The organism is Paraburkholderia sp. FW306-02-B (assembly GCF_058782725.1).
In genome coordinates this window covers 2,799,980-2,818,426 of the sequence record NZ_JBYSXZ010000001.1, presented here as the reverse complement: position 1 = coordinate 2,818,426, position 18,447 = coordinate 2,799,980, and the positions used below count along the sequence as shown (strand labels likewise).

18 protein-coding genes are annotated in these 18,447 nt (G+C 63.0%); 10 read left to right on the top strand and 8 right to left on the bottom strand.

Annotated features, from left to right (window positions below):
- Positions 1-21: 21 nt before the first annotated feature.
- Positions 22-849 (bottom strand): ABC transporter permease, encoded by an 828-nt coding sequence (locus AC3WOG_RS12455; RefSeq protein WP_492578281.1) that lies wholly within the window; start codon positions 847-849, stop codon positions 22-24.
- Between the two features lie 74 nt (positions 850-923).
- On the bottom strand, positions 924-1,838 hold the full coding sequence (gene nodI / locus AC3WOG_RS12450; RefSeq protein ID WP_492578280.1) for a nodulation factor ABC transporter ATP-binding protein NodI: 915 nt from the start codon (positions 1,836-1,838) through the stop codon (positions 924-926).
- 232 nt (positions 1,839-2,070) lie between these two features.
- Here nodI and AC3WOG_RS12445 point away from each other — a divergent pair, with 232 nt between their 5' ends.
- Positions 2,071-2,535, top strand: a complete 465-nt coding sequence (locus tag AC3WOG_RS12445) for a universal stress protein (protein ID WP_091794608.1) — start codon at positions 2,071-2,073, stop codon at positions 2,533-2,535.
- A gap of 32 nt (positions 2,536-2,567) precedes the next feature.
- On the opposite strand, the gene AC3WOG_RS12440 is transcribed toward AC3WOG_RS12445, so the two are convergent.
- The 3 genes from AC3WOG_RS12440 to lexA all read right to left on the bottom strand — a co-directional run bounded on the left by AC3WOG_RS12440 (position 2,568) and on the right by lexA (position 4,444).
- Complete coding sequence (locus AC3WOG_RS12440; RefSeq protein WP_492578279.1) at positions 2,568-3,221, bottom strand: DUF2939 domain-containing protein; 654 nt, start codon at positions 3,219-3,221, stop codon at positions 2,568-2,570.
- A 154-nt stretch (positions 3,222-3,375) separates the two neighbouring features.
- Positions 3,376-3,720, bottom strand: a complete 345-nt coding sequence (locus AC3WOG_RS12435; RefSeq protein WP_492578278.1) for a hypothetical protein — start codon at positions 3,718-3,720, stop codon at positions 3,376-3,378.
- Positions 3,721-3,793: 73 nt separating this feature from the next.
- Positions 3,794-4,444: a transcriptional repressor LexA gene (gene lexA / locus AC3WOG_RS12430; protein WP_341312326.1), complete on the bottom strand. Its 651-nt coding sequence runs from the start codon at positions 4,442-4,444 to the stop codon at positions 3,794-3,796.
- A 315-nt stretch (positions 4,445-4,759) separates the two neighbouring features.
- Here lexA and AC3WOG_RS12425 point away from each other — a divergent pair, with 315 nt between their 5' ends.
- The 6 genes from AC3WOG_RS12425 (at position 4,760) to AC3WOG_RS12400 (ending at position 11,093) form a co-directional block, all read left to right on the top strand.
- A complete protein-coding gene (locus tag AC3WOG_RS12425) occupies positions 4,760-5,800 on the top strand; it encodes a sulfate ABC transporter substrate-binding protein (RefSeq protein WP_492578277.1) in 1,041 nt (346 codons plus the stop codon).
- Positions 5,801-5,936: 136 nt separating this feature from the next.
- The gene (cysT, locus tag AC3WOG_RS12420) at positions 5,937-6,845 is read left to right on the top strand and encodes a sulfate ABC transporter permease subunit CysT (protein WP_492578276.1); all 909 of its coding nucleotides are present in this window, start codon (positions 5,937-5,939) and stop codon (positions 6,843-6,845) included.
- A complete protein-coding gene (cysW, locus tag AC3WOG_RS12415) occupies positions 6,842-7,870 on the top strand; it encodes a sulfate ABC transporter permease subunit CysW (RefSeq protein ID WP_492578275.1) in 1,029 nt (342 codons plus the stop codon). The genes cysT and cysW overlap by 4 nt, the downstream gene beginning before the upstream one ends.
- A complete protein-coding gene (locus AC3WOG_RS12410) occupies positions 7,870-8,928 on the top strand; it encodes a sulfate/molybdate ABC transporter ATP-binding protein (RefSeq protein WP_492578274.1) in 1,059 nt (352 codons plus the stop codon). Before cysW ends, AC3WOG_RS12410 begins: the two co-directional genes overlap by 1 nt.
- A gap of 70 nt (positions 8,929-8,998) precedes the next feature.
- The gene (locus tag AC3WOG_RS12405) at positions 8,999-9,925 is read left to right on the top strand and encodes a CysB family HTH-type transcriptional regulator (RefSeq protein ID WP_341312321.1); all 927 of its coding nucleotides are present in this window, start codon (positions 8,999-9,001) and stop codon (positions 9,923-9,925) included.
- A 112-nt stretch (positions 9,926-10,037) separates the two neighbouring features.
- Entirely contained in the window at positions 10,038-11,093 is a 1,056-nt protein-coding gene (locus AC3WOG_RS12400) for an asparaginase (RefSeq protein ID WP_492578273.1), read from the top strand.
- Positions 11,094-11,675: 582 nt separating this feature from the next.
- Here the strand turns inward: AC3WOG_RS12400 and AC3WOG_RS12395 are convergent.
- The 3 genes from AC3WOG_RS12395 to gcl all read right to left on the bottom strand — a co-directional run bounded on the left by AC3WOG_RS12395 (position 11,676) and on the right by gcl (position 15,344).
- Complete coding sequence (locus tag AC3WOG_RS12395) at positions 11,676-12,584, bottom strand: 2-hydroxy-3-oxopropionate reductase (RefSeq protein ID WP_492578272.1); 909 nt, start codon at positions 12,582-12,584, stop codon at positions 11,676-11,678.
- A 72-nt stretch (positions 12,585-12,656) separates the two neighbouring features.
- A complete protein-coding gene (gene hyi, locus AC3WOG_RS12390) occupies positions 12,657-13,466 on the bottom strand; it encodes a hydroxypyruvate isomerase (RefSeq protein WP_492578271.1) in 810 nt (269 codons plus the stop codon).
- Between the two features lie 99 nt (positions 13,467-13,565).
- On the bottom strand, positions 13,566-15,344 hold the full coding sequence (gene gcl / locus AC3WOG_RS12385) for a glyoxylate carboligase (RefSeq protein ID WP_492578270.1): 1,779 nt from the start codon (positions 15,342-15,344) through the stop codon (positions 13,566-13,568).
- 174 nt (positions 15,345-15,518) lie between these two features.
- On the opposite strand from gcl, the gene AC3WOG_RS12380 reads away from it, so the two are divergent.
- The 3 genes from AC3WOG_RS12380 (at position 15,519) to AC3WOG_RS12370 (ending at position 18,256) form a co-directional block, all read left to right on the top strand.
- A complete protein-coding gene (locus AC3WOG_RS12380) occupies positions 15,519-16,433 on the top strand; it encodes a LysR family transcriptional regulator (RefSeq protein ID WP_341312316.1) in 915 nt (304 codons plus the stop codon).
- Positions 16,434-16,632: 199 nt separating this feature from the next.
- Positions 16,633-17,358 carry an RNA polymerase sigma factor gene (locus tag AC3WOG_RS12375; RefSeq protein WP_492578269.1) on the top strand — a complete coding sequence of 242 codons (726 nt, stop codon included), beginning with the start codon at positions 16,633-16,635 and terminating at the stop codon, positions 17,356-17,358.
- Positions 17,348-18,256: an anti-sigma factor gene (locus tag AC3WOG_RS12370; protein WP_492578268.1), complete on the top strand. Its 909-nt coding sequence runs from the start codon at positions 17,348-17,350 to the stop codon at positions 18,254-18,256. Before AC3WOG_RS12375 ends, AC3WOG_RS12370 begins: the two co-directional genes overlap by 11 nt.
- Positions 18,257-18,447 lie beyond the last annotated feature (191 nt).

The following is an 18,447-nucleotide window of genomic DNA, read 5'->3' as shown; positions in this document are numbered from 1 at the left end:
GCGTAGGCAAAAAAAAGAAGCCTATTTCATCATCCTTCTTCGAAACAAAACAGCAGAAACAAGAAACCCACCGACAACATAAGCAACCAGCACAGCAACGTGCAAAACAGCCTCCTGAAGAGGCCGCCCAAGCATAGCGGGGCGAATAAGCTCGACAGCATGCGCCAGCGGCAGGACCTGAGTCACTCCCCGCGCCGCAGCGGGCAACTGTGCGATAGGAAAGAAAACCCCAGACAACAGCAACATCGGCGTCAACACCAACGTCTGATAAAACATAAAAAAATCATATGACGGCGCCAACGCCGTCACCACCATCGCGATACTCGCGAACGCGAGACCGGTCAGCACGATCACCGGCAACGCCAGCAACATCGACGGAAAACTCGCGTACCCCAACGCTCCCGCGACCAGCATGATCGCGACCCCCGACAACATCGATTTGCTGCCGGCCCACATCACTTCGCCCAGCACAATGTCGCCGAGCGTCAGCGGCGTATGCATGATCGCTTCCCACGTGCGCTGCACATGCATCCGCGAAAAGCCGGAATACATCGACTCGAAACTCGCCGACATCATCACGCTCGATGCCACCGTGCCCGCCGCCAGAAACGCAATGTACGACACGCCGTCGACGTGCCCAACCATTAGCCCGAGCCCGAAACCCAAACCAAACAGGTAGATCATCGGATCGGCAAGATTGCCGAACATCGAAGCAATCGCGAGCTTCCTCCACACAAGATAGTTGCGGCGCCATACCGCGATCCAGTTAACGGCGTTCGCGGGCAAAGCGGCAAAAGGTTCCTGTTTCGACGGCGTATCGTCAGGCCTGTCGTAAGCGCGTGCGTCCATTGCTTGTCTCTTGCAGTGTCTTTATAGCTATAAGCGGTAGGCGGCCAGCGCCGGGCACGGCCAGCATCAGTCCATCAGTCCTGCATCTCGCGGCCGGTCAGCCGCAGGAACACGTCCTCCAGATTCGCCGGACGATGCAGATAGCGCAGACCGGCCCGCTCCTTCAGGCGTGCGAGCACCGGTTGCACGTCGTTCACGTAGCAGAACAGCGTCTCGCCACTAATCTCGGTTCGCTCGACCAGCGGCGCCAACTCGTCGCGCAACGCAACCGGATCGGGGCCGAAGATCTCAATCACGTCGCAGCCGATCTCGGATGCGATCAGCTCGCTCGGCGCACCTTCGGCTATCTTGCGTCCTTCCTCGATCACACACAAACGGTGGCAGAGCCGTTCGGCTTCCTCCATGAAGTGCGTAGTCAACAGAATGGTTTTGCCGCGCGCGAGCAGCGAACGCAGCCGTTCCCAGATCAGATGGCGCGCTTGCGGATCGAGCCCGGTGGTCGGCTCGTCCATGATCAGCACGTCGGGATCGTTGACGAGCGCGCGCGCTAGCGTGAGCCGCCGCTTCATGCCGCCCGATAGTTCGCTCACGCGCGCGTCCGCCTTGTTCTCCAGACGGGCGAATTCGAGCAGCAACGGTACCATCGCGCGGCATTGCGCGGCGCTCAGGCCAAAATAACGGCCGAACACGAGCAGGTTTTCGCGTACCGTGAAATCGGGATCGAGATTGTCGAACTGCGGCACTACGCCGACGCGCGCTCGCGCCACCCGCGCGCGGCCGGGGATCGGCTCGCCGCACAAGCGGATCGTGCCGGCATCCGGGGCGGCAATGCCGAGCAGCATGCGCAGCGTGGTGGTCTTGCCCGCGCCGTTCGGTCCAAGCAGACCGAAACATTCGCCAGCGTTCACATGAAACGACAGTCCATCGACGACCGTCTTTTCGCCGTAGCTTTTTTTGACATGGTGGAATTCAATGGCGGCTTCAGACATGGATCGAACGAGGCTCCGGGAAAAGACGCGAATGGCCGGTAAGGCCGCTCATTCTATGGCATCGGCGGCCTGGCGTTTGCGGCCACCGGGCCGCCCGTACGCCTTTTCTTGCGCTGCGGCATAGCCTCGCATCTCCTTGGGGCGCACTTAGCGTTTTCCATCCCTTGCAACCTGAATTGCGGCGCACCATGATTCATTTATGACCGCGTTTCCCGCGGTACGGGAGAAAACCATGGCGAGCTACCAAAAAATCCTACTCTGCTACGACGGCTCGCGCGAAGGCCGTAAAGCGCTGCGTTGTGGCGCCGATCTGGCGCTGGACCTGAAGGCGGAAACGCATCTGTTGTCGGTTGTCGACATGCGTTCGAGCATTGCACAAAGCGCGGGCCTGCTCACCGACGTGGCCTGCGGCAGCTTCGAGAAAACTGCTCGTGACATCCTTCAGGAAGGGGTGGACTGGCTCACCGAGCGCGGCGTCAGCGCGCAAGGACATTTTGCGTTCGGTCATCCCATCGACGAGATTGCCAATCTCGCCAACGAACTGCATGTCGACCTGGTGGTGGTCGGCCACCGTTGCCGCACTGGCCTGTCGCGCTGGTGGATGGGCGCAGGGAATACGCCGCTGCTCGACCGGGTCTCCTGCAGCATTCTGGTGGCGTGTTCGTCCGCGCAGGAACAGCAGCAAGCGGCGGCTTGACGGCAGCATCATGAACCGCGTCGGCCGAACGATCAGTCGTTCAGGTCGACCGCGGCCAGCTTCCATGTGAACAAACCTTCGCGCCGCAAGATCGCGGCGTAGCGCGCGTCGCCCGCGCCGTGCTGATACCTGATGACGAATTCGTTGATGCCGCGATAGCCAGCCGTGGTTTGCGGCGGTTGCGGCGGCGTGGCGCTGTTGGTTGCGTTGTTAGCCGTGCCATTGGCGGTACTGCTTTCGGCAGAGGGCGTCGGCGCAGTGGCGCCCGGTGCGTTTTTCGCGGTAGGCGGTGCAGGCGGCCGTTCGCCCGGTTCGCCACGCGGCGGCATGCCGTTCAGCAATGCAGCAACGCCGTCCGGTGTCGCATACGCGTCCACTAGCGGACCGATCAGCGCAACGCCGATCATCGCGCCGATCGCGGCGAATGGGTTGCCGTTGCCATGTGCGTCGAGCCGGCGTGTCAGCAAGCCGGTGACCTGCTGCTTCAGGCTCTCGCGCAACGCTGGAAAGTCGACATACTGATTGACGGTTTCCGTATCGCGCGCGTCCGCCGCGCGTTTCAGATTGTTCAGCGCGATATACGGCGACGCGTAGCCGAATCCCAGTGCGGCCACCACCACAATCACAATCAGAACAACGATCAGCGGCCGTGTGGCGCTGCGTTTGGTGCGTGTCGAAACTGCCATCGAGTGGAGCTCTCTATCAAGGGTGGTCTAACGTGGACCGCGGCCACACGAAAACGATCCCACGCGATGCAATATCTGAAGAGGTGCGAGCGGGGCAACCGAAGGGCAACCGTGGGCCAACCGCAGGGCAACCACGCTCGCGCCCGACACCTCATTACTCGAACACCGCGCCGTGCACATTGGCTTCTTCAGCGATGCAGCGATCGATCATCCGGCACACGGCGTCTATCGTGCCGACCATGATCAACCGCGACGGCCCGTGATAGACGCGCACCGGCGCGCGCCGCGCCGGCTCGGCCGTATTCAGCCCCGAATTCAACGACACGCGAGCGAAAGCCGGCAACGACGACGGCAAGCTCGACGCGCGCGATGCGGGTTCGTCGAATAGCGATGGAGAGCTGGCCGTGGACGCCTCGATCAGCGAACAGGGCACCAGCTTGCGCAGATGGCGCAAACGACCGAACTGGCGAAAAGGCAGCAGGCGGGCAAGGCGTTCCATGAGTCTCTCCAGGCGATTCAACGTAGGGGCAGCGACGCGTTGGCGTCGGACAAGCGTTGGTAGAAGCAGGCGCTCAGAACTCGCCGGGGCGGATCAGCCCAACAGCGATGCCTTCCAGCGCGAAATCCGCACTGCCGGTCTGAACGAAGATGTTTTCGTAGTCGGGGTTCTCGGCGATCAGCTCGATGCCGTTCGGCCGGCGCTTCAAGCGCTTGACCGTCACGTCGTCGCCTAGGCGCGCGATGATGATCTGGCCGTCTTTCGCTTCGCTCTTCTTTTGCACCGCCAGCAGGTCGCCGTCGAAGATGCCGGCGTCACGCATTGACAGGCCGCGAACTTTCAGCAGGTAGTCCGGCTTGCTTGAGAACAGCGCCGGGTCGCACGCATAGTGCTGCGAGATATGTTCCTGCGCGAGGATCGGGCTACCGGCCGCGACCCGGCCGATCAGCGGCAGCGACAGTTGCATGATGCTGGCGTGCGGCAGCGTGAACTGATGCGGCGAATCTTCGGGGCCCGCCAGCAGACGGATGCCGCGCGACGCTCCCGCCGCGAGTTCGATCACACCCTTGCGGGCCAGGGCCCGCAGGTGTTCTTCGGCCGAGTTGGCCGAACTGAAGCCCAGCTCGGCGGCGATTTCCGCGCGGGTGGGAGGGAAGCCGGTGCGTTCGATGGCCCGGCGAATCAGATCGAAAACCTGCTGCTGTCGTGCGGTGAGTTTGGTCATGGCGCCACTGTATGTATGAACAGGTGACTGTATTTTTATACAGTATTCGGCGCAATTCAAGCTTTACTTTAAGTTCGTCGGCTGGTGTGGCGTTCCTGCGCCGCAGAAGGACGTTCCAACACCTGTTTTCGTGCCGCAACGCCTTATCCAGCTGTCATTACCACTTTTGCGTATTAAAAAATGAAGAAACATTATTTTTAATGATGAAAGCCCTTCGATAGACTGGCCTCCGAGTTGGCGCTCATGTGCACGTGACCGCGACGCAAAACAACACCACACGCTGTTTCAGCGGACTACAACGCGGAGAAAGTTGGCATGAACCATCAGGGCACGGGGCTGGCAGGCAAGACCGGAAAACTCATCGCGGCGCTCGCGTTCGGCGCGGCAACGGCTGTCGGCGTGATGGCGCAGGCGCACGCCGCCGACACGACGCTGCTGAACGTGTCGTACGACCCGACGCGCGAACTGTATCAGGACGTCAATCAGGCATTCGGCAAGGAGTGGAAGACGAAGACGGGCGAGTCGATCACCTTCAAGCAGTCGCACGGCGGTTCGGGCGCTCAGGCGCGTTCGGTGCTCGACGGTTTGCAAGCGGACGTCGTGACGCTGGCGCTGGCCTACGACATCGATGCGCTGGCCAATAAGGGTTTGCTGGACAAGGGTTGGCAAAAGCGTTTGCCGGATAACGCGTCGCCGTACACGTCGACGATCGTATTCCTCGTGCGCAAGGGCAACCCGAAGCACATCAAGGACTGGGACGATCTGACCAGGCCGGGCGTGTCGATCGTTACGCCGAATCCGAAGACTTCAGGCGGCGCGCGCTGGAACTATCTGGCTGCATGGGCATATGCCGAACATCAGCCGGGCGGCAACGACCAGAAGGCCAGGGAATTCGTCGGTAAGCTCTATAAGAATGCCGGCGTACTGGATTCGGGTGCGCGCGGCGCGACTACCAGCTTCGTGCAACGGGGCATCGGCGACGTGCTGATCGCGTGGGAAAACGAAGCGTTCCTGTCGCTGAAGGAATTCGGTCCGGACAAGTTTGAGATCGTCGTGCCGTCGGTGAGCATTCTGGCCGAGCCGCCGGTTGCGGTGGTGGACAAGGTGGTCGACAAGCACGGCACGCGCAAGCTGGCCGAAGCGTATCTGAACTTCCTGTATAGCGAGCAGGGTCAGGAAATCGCCGCGAAAAACTTCTACCGTCCACGTTCGAACAAGGTGCCGGCCGAGCTGACCGCAAAGTTTCCGAAGCTGAAGCTGTACACGGTGGACGACTCGTTCGGCGGCTGGGCGAATGCGCAGAAGACGCATTTTGCAGACGGTGGCGTGTTCGATTCGATTTACCAGCCGCAGTAAGACTGTCGATGCCTGAACCGGCATAGGCGGACAGACGCGGTAACCACTCGCCAAAAAGCGCGCCCGGCTGGCGCGCTTTTTGGCCAGCCAGAAGACAAAAAAAGCCGCGCGCATCAACCCTGAAAGAGTATCCAGCATGACGACGCTGACCTTCCGAAAACCGAGCGCCTTGCCCGGTTTTGGCCTGACACTCGGCATCACGGTGGCTTATTTGAGCCTCGTGGTGCTGATTCCGCTTGCGGCTACTTTTCTCAAGACGGCGACGCTCGACTGGAGTCAGTTCGTGCGCGCGGTAAGTTCGCCGCGCGTGCTCGCGTCGTATCGGCTGACGTTCTTCTCGGCGCTCGGCGGCGCATTGATCAATGCGGTGTTCGGCTTCCTGGTGGCGTGGGTGCTGGTGCGCTACACGTTCCCGTTCAAACGGCTCGTCGACGCGGTGGTCGATCTGCCGTTCGCGCTGCCGACATCCGTGGCCGGTATTTCGCTTGCGGCGGTGTACGCGGGCAACGGCTGGATCGGGCAGTTTCTCGAACCGCTCGGCATCAAGGTCGCTTTTACGCCGGCCGGCGTGCTGATCGCGTTGACCTTCATCGGTTTGCCGTTCGTCGTGCGGACCGTGCAGCCGGTGCTCGAAGAGTTCGAGCGCGAGCAGGAAGAAGCCGCCGCGTGTCTCGGCGCGTCGCGTTGGCTGACGTTCCGGCGCGTGGTGCTGCCGGCGGTGTTTCCGGCTTTGCTGACCGGCTTCGCATTGGCGTTCGCGCGCGCGCTCGGCGAGTACGGCTCGGTGATCTTTATCGCCGGTAACGTGCCGATGAAGTCGGAAATCACGTCGCTGCTGATCATCACCAAGCTCGAACAATACGACTACGCCGGCGCCACTGCATTGGCGGTCGTCATGCTGGTCGTGTCGTTCCTGATGCTGTTGTTCATCAATACATTGCAGTGGTATTTGCAGCGGCGCACGGGCCGCGGCGGGGCGGGCCCGGCGCCTGCCGCCGCGAGCGTCGCGGTGAACGGTCCAGTGAGCGGCGGAGGTGTGCAATGAGCCGCGATACTGTCGATGCCGTAGCGATCGCCGCTGCGCCGCGCGCGCCGCTCAACGTGGCTCGCCGTCCCGATCCGGTGACCGAGCCGCCTGTCGTGCGCTGGATTCTGACCGGCATCGCGTTGCTGTTTCTCGCGCTGTTTCTGGTCGTGCCGCTGGTCGCTGTGTTCTATCAGGCGTTGAACAAGGGCGTCGGCTTCTATCTGGAATCGCTCGCCGATCCGGATGCGCTCTCGGCGATCAAGCTCACCGTGATTACCGCCGCGATCGCCGTGCCGCTGAATCTGGTGTTCGGCCTGGCCGCCTCATGGTGTATCGCCAAGTTCGAATTTCGCGGCAAGGCGCTCCTGACCACGCTGATCGATCTGCCGTTTTCGGTCTCGCCGGTGATCTCCGGTTTGATCTACGTGCTGATGTTCGGCGCGCAAGGCTGGTTCGGGCCATGGCTGCAAGCGCACAACGTTCAGATCATCTTCGCCGTGCCCGGCATCGTGCTGGCGACGATCTTCGTCACATTCCCGTTCGTCGCGCGCGAACTGATTCCGTTGATGCAGGCGCAAGGCAACGACGAAGAAGAGGCCGCGCACGTGCTCGGCGCATCGGGCTGGCAGATATTTCGCCGCGTCACGCTGCCGAACGTCAAATGGGGCCTGCTGTACGGCGTGATTCTGTGTAACGCGCGGGCGATGGGCGAGTTCGGCGCCGTGTCGGTTGTGTCCGGTCACATTCGCGGACAAACCGACACAATGCCGCTGCACGTCGAAATTCTCTACAACGAATACAACTTCTCGGCGGCGTTCGCCGTGGCGTCGGTGCTGGCCTTGCTCGCACTCGTGACGCTCGGTCTGAAGCTGCTCGCCGAACGCCATATGTCGGCGGAACTGTCGGACGCGCGCGATGTGCCCGCGTACGCAGGTCCGGTCACGCAGCCCTCGTCGTCGCCCTCGTCGCCCTCGTCGGCATCATCTTCCGTGAATACGGCGAAGGCGTTGCATCGGCATCCGGTCAAGCAAGGAGATCTGTAATGGGTATCACCGTTCGTAACCTGCAAAAGCGCTTTGGCGATTTCGTCGCGCTCGATAACGTTTCGCTCGACTTCCCGCCGGGCGAACTGGTCGCGCTGCTCGGGCCGTCGGGCTGTGGCAAGACGACCTTGCTGCGTGTGATCGCCGGACTCGAATACGCGGACGACGGCCAGGTCGTGCTGCAAGGCCAGGACGTCGCGACGGTCGGTGCGCGCGAGCGCGAAGTGGGTTTCGTGTTCCAGCATTACGCGCTGTTCCGTCATATGACGGTGTTCGAGAACGTCGCGTTCGGCCTGCGCGTGAAGCCGCGTAAGGAGAGGCCCTCGGAAGCGGTGATTCGCGAGAAGGTGCATGAACTGCTGAAGCTCGTGCAGCTCGATTGGCTCGCGCAACGCTATCCGTCGGAACTGTCGGGCGGTCAGCGGCAGCGGATCGCATTGGCGCGCGCGCTGGCCGTCGAACCGAAGGTGCTGCTGCTCGACGAACCGTTCGGCGCACTGGATGCGAAGGTCCGCAAGGAACTGCGCAGCTGGCTGCGGCGTCTGCATGACGATCTGCATATCTCGACGATCTTCGTCACGCACGATCAGGAAGAAGCGCTCGAAGTGGCCGATCGGATCGTCGTGCTCAATCACGGGCACGTGGAGCAGGTCGGCAGTCCGCAAGACGTGTACGACCATCCGCAGACCTCGTTCGTCTACGAGTTTCTCGGCGCGGCGAACCGGCTGCATGGCAAGGTCGATTCGAGCGGCTTCGTGGTGGACGGCGCGGCGCTGCCGGTTGCGATCAAGGTTGATTTCAGCGGCCCGGCGTTCGCCTATGTGCGTCCGCACGATCTGCAGTTGTATCCGCAGGCAGCGGGCCATCGCGAAGGCATCGTCGTCGACGTGCGGCGCGTGGTGACGCTCGGCGGCTCGGTGCGCGTCGAACTCGCGGGCCGCGAAGGCAATGTGCTCGAAGCGGAACTCGATCGCGAAGCGTGGCGCGATCTGCAACTGGCGATCGGCGATGGCGTCACCGCGGTGCCGCGTGCGTTGCGCGTTTTCCCTGCGCAATGAGCCCAATGAGTCGGATCGCCTTAAAAACCCATTCAAATAACCTAACTCTGGCTGAACCGGAGACATACAAATGAACTTCCAGCAATTGCGCTTCGTGCGCGAGGCCGTGCGTCAGAACATGAATCTGACTGAGGTGGCGAACGTGTTGTACACGTCGCAGTCGGGCGTATCGAAACAGATCAAGGATCTCGAAGACGAACTCGGCGTCGATATTTTCATCCGGCGCGGCAAGCGTCTGACGGGGCTCACCGAGCCGGGCAAAGCGGTGCATCAATTGATCGAGCGGATGCTGCTCGACGCGGAGAATCTGCGCCGCGTCGCGCGCCAATACGCCGATCAGGACAGCGGCCACCTGGTCGTGGCGACGACGCACACGCAGGCGCGTTACGCGCTGCCGAAGGTGATCCGCCAGTTCACCGAGGTGTTTCCGAAGGTGCATTTGGCGCTGCGCCAGGGCAGCCCGCAGCAGATCGCGCAGATGATTATCAACGGCGAAGCGGACATCGGCATTTCGACCGAAGCGCTCGACCGTTTCCCGGATATCGTCACGTTCCCGTGCTATTCATGGCATCACATCGTGGTCGTGCCCAAGGGCCATCCGCTGGTGGGACGGCCGAATCTGACGCTTGACGAGATCGCCGAATTCCCGATCGTCACGTATGACCAGGACTTCACGGGCCGTTCGCACATCGACCAGGCGTTCGCGAAAGCGGGCGCATTGCCGGACGTGGTGCTGACCGCCATCGACGCGGACGTGATCAAGACCTATGTCGAACTCGGCATGGGGATCGGCGTGGTCGCGGCGATGGCCTACGATCCGAAGCGCGACACGGAGCTGGTCGCGCTGGATACGCAGCATCTGTTCGAAGCGAGCACGACTCGGGTTGGGTTGCGCAAGGGCGCGTTCCTGCGCGCGTATGCTTATCGGCTGATCGAGATGTTCGCGCCGCAGTTGAACGAAGCGGAGATCGCCGCGCAACTGCGCGAAGCGGTTTAATCAGTTTGATGGGGAGCGGGCCGCCGTGGCCCGCGCTGACCTGGCATAAAACGAACGGCAATGCGTTTTTAAACGCATTGCGGCGCGCGGCGCATCGCTTACAATCGCCGCCATGAATACTTTGACTTCCTCTTCCGCGACGCCTTCTGACGACGGCGCAACGCCGCCGCCGGCACCGCTGTTGCCTCGTATTGCCGTGCTGGCGACCGGCGGCACGATTGCCGGGGCGGCCGCGGACGCCACCAATACGTCCGGCTATCAGGCGGGCGTCGTCGGCGTCGATCAACTGCTGGCCGTGGTGCCGGCCTTGTCTACCGTCGCGCGGATTCAAGCCGAGCAGATTGCCAGCGTCGACAGCAAAGACATGGCGATGCCGCTATGGACCACGCTCGCGCAACGCGTCAACACGCTGCTGGCGTCCGACGAAATCGACGGCGTGGTGATCACGCACGGCACCGATACGCTCGAAGAAACCGCGTACCTGCTGCATCTGACGATCAAGTCCGCCAAGCCGGTCGTGCTGACCGCGGCGATGCGCCCGGCCTCGGCGCTTTCCGCCGATGGCCCGCTGAATCTGCTCAACGCCGCGACGGTCGCGGTGAATGACGCGTCGCGCGGGCAGGGCGTGCTGGTCGCGTTCAACAACCGGATCCACAGCGCTCGCGATGTGGTCAAGACGAGCACCTACGCTGTCGATGCATTCCAGTCGCCGGAAATCGGCGCGCTCGGTTGGGTGCAGGACGGCCGGGTTGAATTCCAGCGCAGCGTGGTGCGCCCGCATACGGTCGCGACCGAATTCGTGATCGGCGCGAAGTGGCCGCATGTGGAGATCGTCGTGAGCTATGCGGGCGTATCGCGGATCGCCGTGGATGCGCTGGTCGCCGCCGGCGTGCGCGGCATCGTGGTGGCGGGCACGGGTAACGGCTCGATTCACGCGACGATGCAGCAGGCGTTGGCCGACGCGGCCTCGCAAGGCGTCGCGGTGGTGCGTTCGTCGAGGGTGGGTTCCGGGCATGTGATGCGCAACGGCGCCGCCGCGGATGATGCGCTGGGTTTCGTCAGCGCGGGGTCGCTGAACCCGTACAAGGCGCGCGTGCTGCTGATGCTGGCGCTGGCCGCGGGCGGCACCGGAGCGGTGGCGTTGCAGAAGGTGTTCGATACGTATTGAAGCGGCGCTCTGGCTACGTCGCACGCGTAGAGGTTTACTGAAAACGCGGCGCTCAAGGCATCTGCCCTGAGCGCCGCGTTGTCGTTTCGGCGTACGGCGATTGGGTTACATAGGCTTATTGAGCCGGCGGAATCACCAGCACCTGACCCGGATTTTTAAGGTTGGGGAAGGGCGCAAGAAAGTGCAAGCAAGCGGCATGCACAAAACAGCCGCTGCGAGAAATTGGTGGAAAAAGCCTGTACATGAAATCCGACAGCCGGACACCCGACGACGACGTCTGACCGACCAAGGCTTCCCCGGCGCCGCCGGGTGCCGCTGCGGACCCCACTTGCCGCTCTCAGCCCAGAGCGGCACGATTTGCCCGCTCCGCCGCACATGCCGCACGACGAACCGGGCGCCCCACCTGCGATTGCCGTGACGATGACGATGCAACGATCACGGCACCCTGTGTAACTGCTTGATGTTGCTTTTATGTGCTGCTTTTGACGCTCGCTGGACACTCCCTGAGTGGCCTGTCGCGGTTCGCTCCGATACGGCGGGTCAAGTGTGCGACCCGTGCAACCGGCCTCTGCAGGAAATGCGTCAAGCAGCCTTTGCTTCGCTATCCGGCGCTTGCGCGACTTCGTAGTTCGCCATGATTTCCAGTGCGCGCACCATCGCCGAGTGATCCCATGCCTTGCCGCCGTTCGCCGCGCACACGCTGAACAGTTGCTGCGCGCTCGCCGTATGCGGTAGAGCGATGCCTAGCTTGCGTGCGCCGTCGAGCGCGAGGTTCAGATCCTTCTGGTGCAGTTCGATGCGGAAGCCCGGATCGAATTTGCGCTTGGTCATGCGCTCGCCGTGCACTTCGAGAATCCGCGACGAAGCGAAGCCGCCCATCAGCGCGCGGCGAACCCGTTCCGGATCGGCACCCGAGCGCGAAGCGAACAGCAGTGCTTCAGCCACGGCTTCGATGTTCAGTGCGACGATGATCTGGTTCGCGACCTTGCAGGTTTGACCCGCGCCGTTGTCGCCGATCAGCGAGATGTTCTTGCCCATCAGTTCGAACAGCGGCAAGGCCCGCGCAAAAGCCTTTTCCGGGCCGCCGACCATGATCGTCAGCGACGCTTCACGCGCGCCGACTTCGCCGCCGGACACCGGCGCATCGAGGTAATCGACGCCGAGGGCATTGATCTTCTTCGCGAACGCCTGCGTGTCGAGCGGCGAGATCGAGCTCATGTCGATCACCAGCTTGCCTTGCGTGAGGCCGGCGGCGACGCCGTCGTCGGCGAACAGCACGTTGGCGACATCAGGCGTGTCCGGCACCATGATGATGACAATGTCGGCGGCTTGTGCGACAGCGGTCGAATTGGCGACCACGCTGGTCGTCTTGCTCAGATCTTCCGGCACCGGGTACGCACCGTTCACGAACAGCGAGTGACCGCCCTTGATGAGGTTGCGCGCCATGTGCGCGCCCATGATGCCGAGGCCGATAAAACCGATCTTCGCCATGTTTCTAAATCTCCAGTGTTGTTTGGGGTCCCCCAGGGGGACTTCCTTCGGGGCGTGATGTGCCTGATTGAATCAGGCGGCGGCGTGGGCTGCGCCGCGTGTTTGCCCGGCCACGCTCTGCACCCAGCCGAGGCCGGCCGTGGTAGTGGTGCGCGGCTTGTATTCGCAACCGACGTAACCGTCGTAGCCGAGCGAGTCGAGCAGGTCGAACAGGAACGGGTAGTTGATTTCTCCGGTGCCCGGTTCGTTGCGGCCCGGGTTGTCGGCGAGCTGGATGTGCGCGATCTGCGGCAGGTTCTTCTTGATCGTCGCCGCGAGTTCGCCTTCCATCCGTTGCATGTGATAGATGTCGTATTGCAGGAACAGATTGTCCGAGCCGACTGCGCAGATCACGTCGAGGCCTTCGCCCGAGCGGTTCAGCGCGAAGCCCGGGATGTCGTACGAATTGCACGGCTCGACCAGCAGCTTGATGCCGGCCTTCTTCAGTTCGCCTGCGGCAAAGCGCAGGTTTTCGACGATCGTCGAGCGTGCCTTTTCCGCATCGACGCCCGCGGTCGGAATGCCGACGAGGCAGTTCAGTTGCGGCACCTTCAGAGCCTTCGCGTATTCGATCGCGCGGCCGACGCCTTCCTGGAACTCACCCACGCGGTCCGGCAGGCACGCGATGCCGCGTTCACCCGCTTCCCAGTTGCCGGCGGGCAGGTTGTGCAGCACCAGCTTCAGGCGGTTCTGTTGCAGACGCTCGCTCAGTTCGGCGATCTGATACGGATACGGAAACAGGAATTCGACGGCGTTGAAGCCCGCGTCCGCGGCTGCCTGAAAGCGCTCGAGGAACGGGACTTCATTGAACAGCATGGTTAGATTCGCTGCAAATTTCGGCATGGCGCGTAGGTCTCGCTGGTCGGTCAGTGGAATAGCTTCATGAGGCGGCCCGGTTGCTGATTGCTTCCGAACCGCTCACGTGATGCAAAGTCAGGAAGCTCAGTCGAGCATGCTGATGATGGCGGTCGGCGCATCTGCGCGCTTTTCGGCCAGCTCTTCGAACTCGTTGATCGCGTCGATCTCGGTGCCCATCGAAATGTTGGTCACGCGCTCGAGAATCACTTCGACGATCACCGGCACGTTGAACTCGGACAGCATCGATTGCGCTTTCAGCAGTGCGGGCTTCAGTTCTTCCGGCTTGAACACGCGGATCGCCTTGCAACCCAGACCTTCAGCAACAGCCACGTGATCCACGCCGTAACCGTTCGTTTCCGGCGAGTTGATGTTCTCGAAGCCGAGCTGCACGCAGAAGTCCATGTCGAACGCGCGCTGTGCCTGGCGGATCAGGCCGAGGTACGAGTTGTTCACCACCACATGCACGTACGGCAGCTTGAATTGCGCGCCGGCGGCCAGTTCTTCGATCATGAACTGGAAGTCGTAGTCGCCCGACAGCGCGACGATCGGACGTTGCGGATCAGCCGCACGCACGCCGAGCGCCGCCGGAATCGTCCAGCCGAGCGGGCCTGCCTGGCCGCAGTTGATCCAGTTGCGCGCTTTGTAGACGTGCAGGAATTGTGCGCCGGCGATCTGCGACAACCCGATCGTGCTCACGTAGCAGGTATCGCGGCCGAACACCTGGTTCATCTCTTCGTACACGCGCTGCGGCTTCATCGGCACGTTGTCGAAGTGCGTCTTGCGATGCATCGTGCGCTTGCGTTGCTGGCAGTCTTCGACCCATGCGCTGCGGTCCTTCAGTTTGCCGGCGGCTTTCCATTCCTGTGCCACTTCGACGAACAGCTCGAGCGCGGCCTTCGCGTCCGAGACGATGCCCAGATCAGGGCCGAACACGCGGCCGATCTGCGTCGGTTCGATATCGACGTGCACGAATTTGCGGCCCTTCGTGTACACCTCGACGCTGCCCGTGTGACGGTTCGCCCAGCGGTTGCCGATGCCGAGTACGAAGTCGGAGGCGAGCATCGTCGCGTTGCCGTAGCGGTGCGAGGTTTGCAGACCGACCATGCCGGCCATCAGCGGATGGTCGTCGGGAATCGCGCCCCACGACATCAGCGTCGGGATCACCGGCACGCCGACGGTTTCGGCGAACGTCACGAGCAGGTCTTCAGCGGCTGCGTTGAGTACGCCGCCACCGGAGACGATCAGCGGCTTGTCCGAATCGCTGAGCAGCGTCAGCGCGGCTTCGATCTGCTTGCGGGTCGCTTTCGGCTTGTAGACCGGCAGCGGTTCATAGGTGTCGATGTCGAACTCGATTTCGGCGAGTTGCACGTCGATCGGCAGGTCGACCAGCACCGGACCCGGACGGCCCGAGCGCATCAGGTGGAATGCCTGCTGAAACACGCGCGGCACCAGCGCCGGCTCGCGCACGGTGACGGCCCATTTGGTGACGGGCTTGGCGATCGATTCGATATCGACGGCCTGGAAGTCTTCCTTGTACAGACGCGCGCGCGGCGCCTGGCCCGTGATAGCCAGAATAGGAATCGAGTCGGCCTGAGCGGAGTACAAACCGGTGATCATGTCGGTGCCGGCGGGGCCTGACGTGCCGATACACACGCCGATGTTGCCCGGCTGAGCGCGCGTATAGCCTTCGGCCATGTGCGAAGCGCCTTCGACGTGACGCGCCAGCACGTGGCTGATGTTGCCTGCCTTGCGCATGGCCGAGTAGAACGGGTTGATGGCTGCGCCCGGAACGCCGAATGCGGTGTCGATACCTTCTTTTTCGAGCACCAGCACGGCTGCGTCGACGGCTCTCATCTTGGCCATGAATGTCTCCTGAATGTCTGGGGATCTGCGAACTAAGGGTGTTGATCGCACTTTAGGCCTGACCTAAAGGTTTGATAAGATCAGTCCAGGTCGCTTATTCCGAAACAAAAAGTATGGAATGCCGGGCATAGCGGCATGTGCAGGGATTGCCGGCGAGACTGACAGGAGACGAACATGGACCGCTTCAAACAGATCGAAACCTTTGTGCGCGTCGCGGACGCGGGCAGCCTCGCTGCTGCCGCGCTGGAAGAGGGCGTGTCGCCGGTGATTCTCGGGCGCCGCATCGACGCCCTGGAAAAGCGCCTCGGCGTGAAGCTGATGTACCGCTCGACGCGGCGGCTGGTCGTCAGCGAAGACGGCGCGGCGTTTCTCGAGCGTTGCCGCGGCCTGCTCACCGAATGGGATCAGGCGGAAAACGAGCTGAGCGCCGGACGGCGCGCGGTGAACGGCCATCTGATCGTGTCGGCGCCGGCCGCGTTCGGGCGCAAGCACGTCGCGCCGCTCGCGCCTGCCTTTCTCGCCGACAAGCCGGAATTGCAGGTGTCGTTCAATCTGACCGACCGGGTGGTGGATCTGGTGCGCGAGGGCTACGACCTGTCGATCCGGATCGGCGGCGCGGTCGATCCGAATTTCGTCGCGGTGAAGCTGGCCTCGAACCGGCGCGTGGTGTGCGGCACGCCGGAGTACTTCCGCAAATACGGCAAGCCGAAAACGCTCGAAGACCTGCCGCGCCACAACTGCCTCGCGTTCAATCTGCAAGGCGGCCAGAACCGAGGCTGGTACTTTCGCCGCAACGGCAAGCTGGCGACGGTGCGCGTGGGCGGCACGCTCGATTGCAACGACGGCGAGCTGCTGCATCGCTGGGTCTCCGAGGGGCTCGGCCTCGGCTGGCGTTCTACGTGGGAAATCCACCAGCAACTGGGGCGCGGCGAACTCGAAACCGTGCTCGACGAGTTCGCGCTGCCCGATTACGACATTCTCGCGGTGTATCCGCAGCAGCGTTATGTGCCGGCCAAGGTGCGCTACTTCATCGATTATCTGAAAGAGGTGTACGCCGACGAGGATTACTGGAACCGCGCGACTTACTAGCGCGCGGGCCGCTCGTGCCTGCTTTTCGCGCAATCGCCCGGGATTGCGCTACTCATCGTTGAGTGCCGCGGTTCATGATTCGCGGTCTTTCCTGCTTTTTTGCGGATTCCATGCGGCGGCGGGAATAAACTCGGCCTGTGGCCGGTTATCTCGTGAAGACGAGTCACACAGCGTAGCCGCAATGCCCTGGAGGGCCGAGGTGGGTGAAACCGATTCAGATGACGCTGGCGCGCACGTCAATGCCGACGCGGACGCAGCGCGTAGCCGTCGTTTTCAGGAACTGGCGCTGCCGCACCTCGACGCCGCGTACAACCTTGCGCGCTGGTTGTGCGGCAACGCCCACGATGCCGACGACGTCGTGCAGGAAGCATTCATGCGTGCGTTCCGTTTCTTCGACACCTTCCGCGGCGATTCGGCCAGACCTTGGCTGATGGCGATCGTACGCCGCACCTGGTACACGGAGTGGCGGCGGCGCGCGTCGTCGCACGAGGTGGTCGAATTCGACGACACCATGGACGACGCCACCTTCGAGGGCTGGAGCGCGGGCGGCGCCGATCCGCAAACGCTGCTGATCCGCGACGAGGACGCGAAGCGCGTGCACGAGGCGCTCGCGCAGTTGCCTGTCGAGTACCGCGAGGTGCTGATCCTGCGCGAGCTGGAAGAGATGGGTTATCGGGAAATCGCGATGGTGGCCGACGTGCCGATCGGCACGGTGATGTCGAGACTCGCGCGAGGCCGCCGCAAACTGGCCGCGCTGTTGGCGGTCAACGAGGGCGGGGGGCCACCGCGCGCCACGATGTCTTCGGCATGCGCGGGGCCAACGGCTTCCGTCACACCGCTTCGGGCGGCCTCCAATGGCCGGCCACCCAACAATACCGGCGCAGCCGCCGCCGGCCTCACTCAGGAGACGCCAGATGGACTGTAACGAAGCGCGGCCGCTCCTCGACGCGAGCGCCGACCGGGAATTGTCTGCGCCGGATGCGCTGCGCGTCCAGCAGCATATTGATAGTTGCGATGCCTGCCGGAGCGAAAGCGAAAGCCTGCATGCGCTGAAGCAGTCGCTGCGCGCGGCGCCGTATCACCGGGCGCCGGACGGGCTGCGTGCGCGGATCGTCGAGTCGCTGCCGCCGACTGCCGAAGCCGTGTCAGCGCCCGAAACCCGTCAGCCGCCGCCACGCAAGCGGCACTGGCTTGGCTGGCTCGACGGTTTGCGTGGTCCGCAGGGCGGCTTTGGCGGGGCGAGCGGCGCTGCCGGGGCGAGCAGACTCATCGGGCAAGGCTGGCTGGCGGCGCTGGTCGTCGCATTGTGTGCGGTGGCGGCGGGCGTCACGCTGAACCTGCACCGTCCGGCGGATGTCGCGCCATTCACCGACGAACTGGTCGAGAGCCACGTCAGGGCGCAGCTGTCCAGCCATGACATCGACGTGATTTCGACGGATCGGCATACGGTGAAGCCATGGTTCAACGGCCGGCTCGATTATTCGCCGCCGGTCGAAGACCTGGCCGCGAACGGTTTCGCGCTGGAAGGTGGGCGGCTGGATTACCTCGCGCACCAGCGGGTGGCGGTGCTGGTGTACCGCTATCGCAAGCACGTGATCGACGTATATGTGTTTCCCGAGAACAGCGCGGCAGCCGCGGGGCTGCGCGTGAACGGCCCGGCTGCGCGGACGGTTTCCCGCGAAGGCTACTCGCTCGCGCACTGGAACGCCGAAGGCATGACCTGGTGGGCGATTACCGACGCCGCGCCCGACGCGTTGAGCGGCCTCGAAACGGCGCTGAAGGCCCGTCTGCAAGGCGGCAACGAGCGGACGGAGGGTGGTTGAGGCGGCCGATGGGGCCGGCGGCTGAGGTCGAGCCGACAAGGCCGCGGAAGGGGCCGGTACGCGTGGGCGGCTTCCGCCAACCCGTCCGAAGCCGCCTAAACCCTTGAAAACACACCCGATTCGCGCGCCAGATTAACGGGATATCTTGCAACCCGGCCCTAATCGGGTTACACTCTTCGGCTTCTCACTTG

Excerpts from the sequence above, each read along its gene's own strand:
- AC3WOG_RS12455 (WP_492578281.1), bottom strand. The coding sequence starts at position 849 with ATGGACGCACGCGCTTACGACAGGCCTGACGATACGCCGTCGAAACAG.
- nodI (WP_492578280.1), bottom strand. The coding sequence starts at position 1,838 with ATGTCTGAAGCCGCCATTGAATTCCACCATGTCAAAAAAAGCTACGGC.
- AC3WOG_RS12445 (WP_091794608.1), top strand. The coding sequence starts at position 2,071 with ATGGCGAGCTACCAAAAAATCCTACTCTGCTACGACGGCTCGCGCGAA.
- AC3WOG_RS12440 (WP_492578279.1), bottom strand. The coding sequence starts at position 3,221 with ATGGCAGTTTCGACACGCACCAAACGCAGCGCCACACGGCCGCTGATC.
- AC3WOG_RS12435 (WP_492578278.1), bottom strand. The coding sequence starts at position 3,720 with ATGGAACGCCTTGCCCGCCTGCTGCCTTTTCGCCAGTTCGGTCGTTTG.
- lexA (WP_341312326.1), bottom strand. The coding sequence starts at position 4,444 with ATGACCAAACTCACCGCACGACAGCAGCAGGTTTTCGATCTGATTCGC.
- AC3WOG_RS12425 (WP_492578277.1), top strand. The coding sequence starts at position 4,760 with ATGAACCATCAGGGCACGGGGCTGGCAGGCAAGACCGGAAAACTCATC.
- cysT (WP_492578276.1), top strand. The coding sequence starts at position 5,937 with ATGACGACGCTGACCTTCCGAAAACCGAGCGCCTTGCCCGGTTTTGGC.
- cysW (WP_492578275.1), top strand. The coding sequence starts at position 6,842 with ATGAGCCGCGATACTGTCGATGCCGTAGCGATCGCCGCTGCGCCGCGC.
- AC3WOG_RS12410 (WP_492578274.1), top strand. The coding sequence starts at position 7,870 with ATGGGTATCACCGTTCGTAACCTGCAAAAGCGCTTTGGCGATTTCGTC.
- AC3WOG_RS12405 (WP_341312321.1), top strand. The coding sequence starts at position 8,999 with ATGAACTTCCAGCAATTGCGCTTCGTGCGCGAGGCCGTGCGTCAGAAC.
- AC3WOG_RS12400 (WP_492578273.1), top strand. The coding sequence starts at position 10,038 with ATGAATACTTTGACTTCCTCTTCCGCGACGCCTTCTGACGACGGCGCA.
- AC3WOG_RS12395 (WP_492578272.1), bottom strand. The coding sequence starts at position 12,584 with ATGGCGAAGATCGGTTTTATCGGCCTCGGCATCATGGGCGCGCACATG.
- hyi (WP_492578271.1), bottom strand. The coding sequence starts at position 13,466 with ATGCCGAAATTTGCAGCGAATCTAACCATGCTGTTCAATGAAGTCCCG.
- gcl (WP_492578270.1), bottom strand. The coding sequence starts at position 15,344 with ATGGCCAAGATGAGAGCCGTCGACGCAGCCGTGCTGGTGCTCGAAAAA.
- AC3WOG_RS12380 (WP_341312316.1), top strand. The coding sequence starts at position 15,519 with ATGGACCGCTTCAAACAGATCGAAACCTTTGTGCGCGTCGCGGACGCG.
- AC3WOG_RS12370 (WP_492578268.1), top strand. The coding sequence starts at position 17,348 with ATGGACTGTAACGAAGCGCGGCCGCTCCTCGACGCGAGCGCCGACCGG.